We start from the raw sequence: 10,553 nt of genomic DNA on the forward strand, positions 1-10,553 counted from the left end.
CGCCGCAGCGGCGGCCTCAGGAGATTCCAAGATCGTTCTCGATGAAGTCGAAGATCTCGTCCGCCGCTGCGGAGTTGATCCGGTCGCTGACGTCGTCCGTCGCCGTCGCCGTGAGGACGGCGCCGCGGTCCGGGCCGTCCCAGCGGGCCAGCAGGGAGCGCAGCCGGGCGCCGATCCGGTCCCGCCGCGCGTCGTCGTCCGCCAGGTCCGTCAACGCGGACTCCAGACGGTCGAGTTCGGCGAGCGCCCGGCTCGCGCCGTCGATGCCCTCGGTGAGCCGGCCGCGCAGGTATCCGGCGAGGGCCGCCGCGTTGGGCTGGTCGAACAGCAGCGTGGCGGGCAGCGCCAGGCCGGTGGCGGTGCCGAGCCGGTTGCGCAGCTCGACGGCGGTCAGGGAGTCGAAGCCGAGGGCGTTGAACGCCTGGGCGGCGCCGACCTTGTCGGTGGAGGCGTGGCCGAGGACCCCGGCGGCCTGGCCGCGCACCAGGGCCAGGAGCGTGCGCTCCTGCTCGGCCGCGGACTGCTCGGCCAGCCGGGAGCGCAGCGTCTCGGCGGCGTTGTCCTCGCCCGGGGCCGCCGGGCGGGCGGCCGCCAGGTCGCGGACCTCCGGCAGGTCGGACAGGAGCGGGCTGCGGCGGGCCGAGGCGAAGCCGGGCGCGAAGCGTGCCCAGTCGACGTCGGCGACGGTCACGGCCGCGTCCGGGCGGGCCACGGCCCGGCCGAGGGCGCCCGGGGCGCGCCGCGGGTCCAGCGGGTTCATACCGCTGCGCCGCATGCGCTCCTCGGCCCCGGTGTTCTGCGCGGCCATGCCGCCGCCGGCCCACGGCCCCCAGGCCAGGGAGGTGGCGGGCAGTCCCGCGGCGCGGCGCTGCTGCGCGAGGGTGTCCAGATAGGCGTTGGCGGCGGCGTAGTTGGCCTGGCCGAGGGTGCCGAGGGTGCCGGAGACGGAGGAGAACAGTACGAAGGCGGACAGGTCGCGGTCGCGGGTGAGGTCGTGGAGGTTGCGGGCCGCGGCCAGTTTCGGTCGCAGCACGGTCTCCAGGCTCTCGGGCGAGAGGGTGTCGATGAGCCGGTCGTCGAGGACGCCCGCGGTGTGCACCACGGCGTCCACCGGGTGCCGGGCCAGGAGGGCGGCGAGCGCGTCGCGGTCGGCGACGTCGCAGGCGGCGATCTCGAGTGCGGTGCCGGTGCCCTCCAGTGCCGTCCTCAGCCGGGCCGCGCCCTCGGCGCCGGCGCCGGAGCGGCTGACGGCGAGGACCCGTTCGGCGCCGTGTGCGGCGAGCCAGGCGGCGGTGTGCACGCCGAGGGCGCCGGTGGCGCCGGTCAGCAGGACGGTGCCGTGCCAGGCGGGAGCGGTGGCGGGAGCGGTGGCGGCCGGTATCCGCTCCAGGCGGCGCAGGAAGGTTCCGGAGCCGCGTACCGCGACCTGGTCCTCCCCGTCGCGGCCGGCCAGGACCGCGCTCAGCCGGCGGCCGATGTCCTCGGCGATCGGGGTGCCGGTGGTGCCGGGGAGGTCGACCAGTCCGCCCCAGCTCTGCGGGTACTCCAGGGCCGCGGTACGGCCGAAGCCCCAGACGGCGGCCTGTTCGGGTGCGGTGGGTGCCTCCTGGGCGTGGACGCCGACGGCGCCGGCGGTCAGGCACCACAGGGGCGCGGGCGCCGAACCCGGCGCTGCGTCAGGGCCGTTCAGACCGTCCGGGCTGTCGAGGCTGTCGAGGCTGTCGGAGAGTGCCTGGACGAGTGCGGCGGTGGCGGCGAGGCCGCTCGGGGTGGAGGCGTGCTCCGGCAGCGGCCGGGTGTCGGCGGCGAGCAGGGACAGGACGCCGCCGAGGCGGCCGCCGTCCGCCTTCGCGAGGGCGGCGGTCACCTGGGCGGCCAGGGTGACACGGTCGGCCGACGCGCAGTCGACGGGCACGCGCACCACGTGGGCGCCGTGCGCGCCGAGGGCGGCGGCCACCGAGGCGGCCCAGGGGCCGTCCGCGTCGGCGGCGGGGACGGGCAGCAGCCAGGTCCCGGTGAGGGCGGCGGCCTCTTCGACGGCCGGCTTCCACACGACGCGGTGCTCCCAGCCCTCCGCCTCGGAGGTCTGCCTGCGCTCCCGGCGCAGGGAGGAGATCGCGGGCAGGACCGCGCTGAGCGGCGCGTCGGTGTCGAGGCCGAGGCGGTCGGCGAGGTCCTGCGGGCCGGCCTGCTCGACGAAGTCCCAGAACCGCGCCTCCTCGGCGGAGTCGGCCCCAGGGGCCGCCCCGGCGGGCTGCGCGGAGGACTGGAGCCAGTAGCGCTCGCGCTGGAAGGCGTAGGTGGGCAGTGCACCGCGCAGCGCGTCGTCGTCGTGCAGCGCGGCCGGGTCCAGCTCGGCGCCGCGGGCGTGCAGCAGGCCCGCGGCGAGCAGGGCGGAGCGGCGTTCGTCGCCCTCGCGCCGCATCAGCGGTGCGGCGGCGGCCGTCGTGGGATCGGTGACGCTGTCGAGGGCCATCGCCGTCAGCGTGGCGTCGGGGCCCAGTTCGAGGTACGTGGTGACGCCGAGGACTTCCAGGGCGCGGGCGCCGTCGCAGAAGCGGACCGCGTCGCGCACGTGCCGCCTCCAGTAGGCGGCCGTGCGCAGGTCGTCGCCTTCGGCGAGGCGTCCGGTCACGTTGGAGACGACGGGCAGGGCGGGCGGCGCGTAGGTGACGCGTGCCGCGACCTGTTCGAACTCGTCGAGCATCGCGTCCATGCGGGCGGAGTGGAAGGCGTGGCTGACCCGCAGACGCCTGGTGCGCCGGCCGCGCCCGGCGAGGACGGCGGCGATCCGCTCCACTTCGTCGCTGTCCCCGGAGAGCACGACCGACGCGGGGCCGTTGAGGGCGGCGATGTGGGCGCGGCCCCCGCTCCCGTCGCTCCCGTCGCTCCCGTCGCTCCCGTCGCTCTCGGCGAGGAGTGCGCGTACCTCCTCCTCGGTGGCCTCGACGGCGGTCATCGCGCCGCCCTCGGGCAGTGCCTGCATCAGCCGGCCGCGGGCGGCCACGAGGGCGCAGGCGTCGGGGAGGGTGAGGACGCCCGCGGCGTGCGCGGCCGTCAGTTCGCCGATGGAGTGGCCCATGAGGGCGTCGGGGCGGGCGCCCCAGGAGTGGACCAGGGCGTGGGCGGCGGTGCCGACGGCGAACAGCGCGGCCTGGGTGTAGGCGGTCCGGCCGAGCAGGTCGGCCTCGGGCGAGCCATCCTCGCAGAAGACCACCGAGCGCAGCGGCGGTCCGTCGAGGTGGCGGTCGAGTTCGGCGCAGACGGTGTCGAACGTCTCGGCGTACACGGGGTGGGCCCGGTACAGGTCCTGGCCCATGCCGGGCCGCTGGGCGCCCTGGCCGCTGAAGAGGAACGCGGTCCCGGCGCCGGTGCCGGCGACGCCGGTGGCGACGTCCGGGGTGCCGGTGCCCTGCGCGACGGCGGCGAGTGCGGTGAGCAGTTCCGTGCGGTCGACGGCGACGGCGACGGCGCGGTGGTCGAGGGTGTGCCGGGCGGCGGACAGGGAGTGCGCGAGGTCGCGCAGGTCGGTGTCGGGGTGGGCGAGGAGGTGGGTGCGCAGCCGGGCGGCCTGGGCGCGCAGGGCGTCCGGGGTGTGCCCGGAGACGGTGAACGCGCGTGGCCGGGCGGCCGGTTCGGGGCGGGCGGGGGCGGGCCGGGGTGCGGGCGGTTCCTCCAGGATGACGTGCGCGTTGCTGCCGCTGATGCCGAAGGAGGAGACGCCGGCCCGGCGGGGGCGTGCGGTGTCGGCCGGCCAGGTGCGGGGCTCGGTGAGCAGTTCGATGGCGCCGCTGGACCAGTCGATGTGCGCGGAGGGCTCGTCGACGTGGAGGGTGCGGGGCAGTTCGCCGTGGCGCATGGCCATGACCATCTTGATGACTCCGGCGGCGCCGGCGGCGGCCTGGGTGTGGCCGAAGTTGGACTTGGCGGAGCCGAGCAGCAGGGGCCGGCCGTCCTCCCGGTCCTGGCCGTAGGTGGCGAACAGGGCGCGGGCCTCGATGGGGTCGCCGAGGCTGGTGCCGGTGCCGTGCGCCTCGACGGCGTCCACGTCGCGGGAGGTCAGGCCCGCGGAGGCGAGGGCCTGGCGGATGACGCGTTCCTGGGAGGGTCCGTTGGGGGCGGTGAGGCCGTTGGAGGCGCCGTCCTGGTTGGTCGCCGAGCCGCGGACCACGGCCAGGACGGGGTGGCCCAGGCGCCGGGCGTCCGAGAGCCGTTCGAGGAGCAGGACGCCGACGCCTTCGGAGAAGCTGGTGCCGTCGGCGGACGCGGCGAACGCCTTGCAGCGGCCGTCCGCGGCGAGTCCGTTCTGCGCGGTGAACTCGGTGTAGGTGCCGGGGGTGGCCATCACGGTGACACCGCCGGCCAGGGCCATGCCGCACTCGCCGGTGCGCAGCGCGTGCGCGGCCAGGTGCAGGGAGACCAGCGCCGAGGAGCAGGCCGTGTCGATGGTCATGGTGGGGCCTTCGAGGCCGAAGGTGTAGGCGACGCGGCCGGAGATGACGCTGCCGGAGACGCCGAGGCCGATGTAGCCCTCCATGCCCTCGGGGATGTCGGCGAGCCCGGAGGCGTAGCCGGAGCCCATCGCGCCCACGAACACGCCGGTGCGGCTGCCGCGCAGGGACAGCGGGTCGATGCCGGCCCGCTCGAAGACCTCCCAGGAGGACTCCAGCAGCAGTCGCTGCTGCGGGTCCATGGCCAGCGCCTCGCGGGGCGAGATGCCGAACAGGGAGGCGTCGAAGTGGGTGGCTCCGTAGAGGAATCCGGCCTGGAGTCCGGGCAGGCGTTCCAGGTCCCAGCCGCGGTCGGAGGGGAACGCGGAGATGGCGTCGCCGCCCTCGGCGACGAAGCGCCACAGCTCTTCGGGGGAGGTGACGCCGCCGGGGTACTGGCAGGCCATGCCGATGATGACGACGGGGTCGTCGTCGGCGGCGGCCACGGCGGCGGTCTCCGTCCGTGCGGTGGTTCCGCCGAGTTCCTCGCGCAGGTGGCGGGCGAGCGCGGCGGGCCGGGGGTGGTCGAAGACGAGCGTGGGGGGCAGGCGCAGCCCGGTCTCGGTGTTGAGGCGGTTGCGCAGTTCGACGGAGGTGAGGGAGTCGAAGCCGAGGTCGCGGAAGGACTGGTCGGCGCCGACCGCGCCGGCCGTGTCGTGGCCGAGGGCGGTGGCCGCGTGCCGGCGGACCAGGTCCAGGAGCAGCCGTTCCTGTTCGGTCGGTTCCAGGCCGGCCAGCCGTGCGCTGAGCCGGGGTGCGCCGCCGGTGCCCGCCTCGACGGTGCGCCGGGCCGGGGCCCGGACCAGGCCGCGCAGCAGCACGGGCAGCCGGTCCGCGCCGGCGGCGGTGCGCAGCGCGGCGGTGTCCAGCCGCAGCGGGGCGAGCAGCGGCTCGTCGGTCGTCAGTGCGGCGTCGAGGAGGGCGAGGCCCTGCTCGGCGGTGATCGCGGGCAGGCCGGAGGCGGCGATGCGCCGGATGTCGTCCTCGCTGAGGCCGCCCGTCATGCCGTCGTCGCCGGCCCACAGTGTCCAGGCGAGGGAGGTGGCGGGCAGGCCCTGGGCGTGCCGGTGCTGGGCGAGGGCGTCGAGGACGGTGTTGGCGGCCGCGTAGTTGGCCTGTCCGGCGCCGCCGAGCAGTCCGGCGGCGGAGGAGAACAGGACGAACGCGGTGAGGCCCGCGTCCCGGGTGGCGTGGTGCAGGGCGAGCGCGGAGGCCGCCTTGGCGCGCAGGACGGTGTCGAGGCGCTCGGGGGTGAGCGAGGCGAGGACGCCGTCGTCGAGGACGCCGGCGGTGTGCACGACGCCGCGCAGCGGCCGGTCGGCGGGGATCCGGGCGAGGAGGGCGGCGAGCGCGGCGGGGTCGGCGGTGTCGCAGGCCTCGACGCTCACCTCCGCGCCCAGGGCGGCGAGTTCGGCCACCAGACGGCTCGCGCCCGGGGCGTCGGTGCCCCGCCGGGAGGCGAGGACGAGGCCGCGTACGGCGTGGCGGGTGACGAGGTGGCGGGCGACGAGGGCGCCCAGGAAGCCGGTGCCGCCGGTGATCAGGACGGTGCCTTCGGGGTCCCAGGGAGCCTCGGGGCCGGGGGCAGGGTCCATCGTGGGGCGGGCGGTGTTCACGCGGGTGAGCCGGGGGGCGAGCAGCCGGCCGTCGCGCAGGGCGAGTTGGGGTTCGCCGGTGGCGAGGGCGGCGGCCAGGGCGGCGGCGGGCGTCTCACCGGTGCCGGTGTCCAGCAGGACGAGCCGTCCCGGGTTCTCCGTCTGGGCGGAGCGGACCAGGCCCCAGGCAGCGGCGGCGGCCACGGCCGGCACGTCCTCGCCGTCGCGGGCGGCGACGGCCCCGCGGGTGAGGACGACCAGGCGGGCACCGGCGGTGCGGTCGTCGGCGAGCCAGGTCTGCAGGGTCCGCAGGACGTGCGCGGCGACGGTGCCGGCGTCGTCGCCTGCGGGGCAGGGCAGCAGCACCGCTTCGGCGTCCTCGGGGACGTCGTCGGGGCCGGCCACGGGGGGCCAGGCGGCGTCGAGGCCGGTGTCGGGTCCTTCGTCGTCCGCCGCCACGTACCAGCGGCCGGCCGGGGGTGCGGCCGGGGCGCTCTCGACGGGGCTCCAGGTGACCCGGTGCAGGGCACCGGCGACGGCGGCCGGGGCCGCGGCACCGCGCAGGCTGTCGGCGGAGACGGGCCGGGAGACGAGGGTGTCGACGGTGGCGACGGGGCGGCCCTCGGCGTCGGCGATGCGCAGGGCGACACCGCTCGCGCCCGACGGTTCGATCCGTACCCGCAGGCGCGTGGCTCCGGCCGCGTGCAGGCGCACCCCGCTCCACGAGAACGGCAGGCCGACCCCGGCGGGACTCCCCTCCCCCTCCCCCGCGGGGGCGGTGAGCTGGGCGTGCAGGGCGGCGTCCAGCAGCGCGGGATGCAGTCCGTAACGGGCCGCCTCCTTGTGCTGGTCCTCGGGCAGGGCGACCTCGGCGTACCACGCCCCGTCCGCGCGCCAGGCGGCCTTGAGGCCCTGGAAGACGGGGCCGTACTGGTAGCCGGTGTCGGCGAGGGCGGCGTAGAAGCCGTCGAGGGGGACGGGCCGGGCGCCGGGCGGCGGCCAGGCCGTCAGGTCGAAGGCCGCCTCGGTGCTCCCGGCGGCCCGGGTGGCCAGGACCGCGGAGGCGTGGCGGGTCCACCCGGTGTCGGTGTCGTCGCCCGCGGCGGCCTCGGGGCGCGCGTACACGGCCAGTTGGCGGCGGCCGGTGTCGTCGGGGGCGCCGAGGACGAGCTGGAGCTGCGCGGTGTCCTTCTGCGCCAGGACGAGCGGGGCCTCGAGGGTCAGTTCCTCCAGCAGGTCGCAGCCGACCTCGTCGCCCGCGCGCAGGGCGAGCTCGGCGAAGGCGGTGCCGGGCAGCAGGACGGCGCCGGAGACCTGGTGGTCGGCGAGCCAGGGCTGGGAGCGCACCGAGAGCAGGCCGGTGAGCAGGACCCGGCCGTCGTCGGCGACGCGGACGACGGCGCTCAGCAGTGGGTGTCCGGCGCTGCCGAGTCCCGCGCCGGAGAGGTCGCCGGCGCCGCGGGCGCTCATGCGCAGCCAGTAGTCGTCGCGCTGGAAGGCGTAGGTGGGCAGGTCGATACGGGCGGCGGCGCGCGGGGGCAGGAGGCGCTCCCAGTCCACGGCGGCGCCGTGCGCGAAGAGTCCGGCCACGGCCGCCAGCAGTGCGGGGGCCTCGGGCCGGTCCTTGCGCAGGGAGGCGAAGCAGACCCGTTCGGTGGTGTCGTCGGGCAGGCAGGTGCGGGCGAGCGCGGTCAGGGTGGCGTCGGGTCCGAGTTCGACGAACCGGCTGACGCCGTGTCCGGCGAGCCAGTCGATGCCGTCGGCGAAGCGCACGGGCCGGCGCAGGTGGCGCACCCAGTAGTCGGGCGAGCGCAGTTCCTCGGCGGAGGCCGGCCGGCCGGTCAGGTTGGAGACGACAGTGATCCGCGGCGCGTGGTAGGTGACGCTCTCGGCGACGGCGCGGAACTCGTCGAGGGCGGCGTCCATGCGGGCGCTGTGGAAGGCGTGGCCGACGCGCAGACGCCGGGTGCGGCGTTGCCGGGTGCCCAGGTGTGCGGCGACCTCCTCGACGGCGTTCTCGTCACCGGAGATCACGGTGGAGCGGGGGCCGTTGACGGCGGCGATGCTCACGGCGCCGCCGTGTGCGGTGAGCAGCGGGGTGACCTCGTCCTCGGTCGCCTCTACGGAGATCATGGCGCCGCCCGGCGGGAGCGCCTGCATGATGCGGCCGCGGGCCGCGACCAGCCGGCAGGCGTCGGCCAGCGACCAGACGCCCGCGGCGTGGGCGGCGGACAGTTCGCCCAGGGAGTGTCCGACGAGGTACTTGGGCTTGACGCCCCACGACTCCAGCAGCCGGAACAGGGCCACTTCGACGGCGAACAGGGCGGGCTGGGTGAGGTCGGTGCCGTCCAGGGCCTCGGGGCCCTCGCTGCCGTCGAGGACGATGCTCTTCAGGGACCGGCCCAGGGCGGTGTCGAGGTGGGCGCAGACCGCGTCGAAGGCCGCGGCGAACGCGGGGAACGCCGCGTACAGCTCACGTCCCATGCCGATGCGCTGGGATCCCTGTCCCGAGAAGAGGAAGGCGGTGGCGCCGCGCAGGACGCGGCCGGTGACGAGGTGCGGCGCGTCGGGCGCGTCGGGGTCCTCGTCGGCGAGCCGGGCCAGGCCGCGCAGCGCGGCGGCGTGGTCCTCGGCGAGGACGACGGCGCGGTGTTCGAAGAGCTGGCGGGTGGTGAGGAGGGCGTGCGCGATGCCGGGGGACGCGAGGTCGTCCTCGGTGGTGACGCGGTCGAGGAGCCGGGCGGCCTGGCCGCGCAGGGCGGCGGCGCTGCGCGCGGAGACGATCCACGGCACCACCGGCACCACGGCCGGGGTGCCGGTGGGCGCGGTGTGTGCCGCGGCGTCCTCGTCCGCCCGCGCTGCCGGGACCGTGCCGGACGCGGGCTCCGCGGCGGTGGGGTCCTCGGCCAGGGGGTCGGCCGGGGGTTCGGGTTCGGCGGGCGCGGCCTCCAGGATGGTGTGGGCGTTGGTGCCGCTGATGCCGAACGACGACACGGCGGCGCGGCGCGGCCGGTCCCCGGTGTCGGGCCACTCGGCGGGCTCGGTGAGCAGGCGGACGTGGCCGGCCGCCCAGTCGACGTGGGTCGAGGGCTCGCTGACGTGCAGGGTGCGCGGGAGGCGGCCGTGGCGCAGCGCCATGACCATCTTGATGATGCTGGCCACGCCGGCGGCGGCCTGGGTGTGGCCGAGGTTGGACTTCAGGGAGCCGAGCAGCAGCGGACGCTCGGCGTCCTTGGCGCCGCCGTAGGTGGCCAGCAGGGCCTGTGCCTCGATCGGGTCGCCCAGTGAGGTGCCGGTGCCGTGGGCGTCGACGGCGTCGATGTCGGCGGCGTTCAGGCCGGCGTTGGCCAGGGCCTGTTCGATGACGCGCTGCTGGGCGGGCCCGTTGGGCGCGGTGAGGCCGTTGGAGGCGCCGTCGGAGTTGACGGCCGAGCCGCGGACGACGGCGAGGACGGGGTGGCCGTTGCGGCGGGCGTCGGAGAGGCGCTCCACCAGGAGCAGGCCGACGCCTTCGGACCATCCGGTGCCGTCGGCGTCGTCGGAGAACGCCTTGCAGCGGCCGTCGGCGGCGAGGCCGCGCTGCCGGCTGAACTCGAAGAGCAGTCCGGGGGTCGCCATGACGGCGACCCCGCCGGCCATGGCGAGGTCGCACTCCCCCGATCGCAGGGCCTGCACCGCCCAGTGGAGGGCGACCAGGGAGGAGGAGCAGGCGGTGTCGACGGTGACGGTGGGGCCCTCCAGGCCCAGGACGTAGGAGATGCGGCCGGAGGCGACGGAGGTGGCGTTGCCGGCGAGCATCAGTCCGTGGACGTCCTCGGGGACCTCCACGGGGCCCTGGCCGTAGCCGGAGGTGGCGGCGCCGATGAAGACGCCGGTGGCGCTGGAGCGGAGGGTGGCGGGAGGGATCCCGGCCCGTTCGAGGAGTTCCCAGGACGCCTGCAGGAGCAGCCGCTGCTGGGGGTCGGTGGCGAGGGCCTCGCGGGGGCTCATGCCGAAGAATCCGGCGTCGAACGCGGCGGCGTCGCCGAGGAAGCCGCCCTCGCGGGTGGAGAAGGTGCCCGGCTTGTCGGGGTCGGGGTCGAAGCGGTCCTCGATGTCCCAGCCGCGGTCGGCGGGCAGCGGGCCGATGGCGTCGCCGTCCTCGTCTACGAGCCGCCACAGGTCCTCGGGGGTGGCCACCGCGCCGGGGAAGCGGCAGCTCATCGACACGATGGCGATGGGCTCGCGCTGCTTCTCCTCCACCTCGTGAAGCTGCCGGCGGGTCTGCCGCAGCTCTGCCGTCACCCGCTTGAGGTACTCGACGTACTTGCCGTCGTCAGCCACGTGTCTCACTTCCTTGACCCGAGCCGGACAGTGTCCGCTGTGCGGGAGCCAGTGCCGGAGTGGGGAGGTCCAGTGCCGCAGGGGAGGGATCGGCTCCCGTCGGGGGGTGATCCGCGGCGGCGGGTGCCGCCGCTGTGCGGGCGTC

At 76.5% G+C, this 10,553-nt stretch carries 1 protein-coding gene; it reads right to left on the minus strand.

Translation table 11 applies throughout. The features are described from left to right. Positions 1 to 16: 16 nt before the first annotated feature. Positions 17 to 10,408 (minus strand): type I polyketide synthase, encoded by a 10,392-nt coding sequence (locus OG199_RS00430; protein WP_405827189.1) that lies wholly within the window; start codon positions 10,406 to 10,408, stop codon positions 17 to 19. Positions 10,409 to 10,553: the final 145 nt, after the last annotated feature.

Source organism: Streptomyces sp. NBC_01176 (genome assembly GCF_045039825.1).
Taxonomy (GTDB): Bacteria; Actinomycetota; Actinomycetes; order Streptomycetales; family Streptomycetaceae; genus Streptomyces.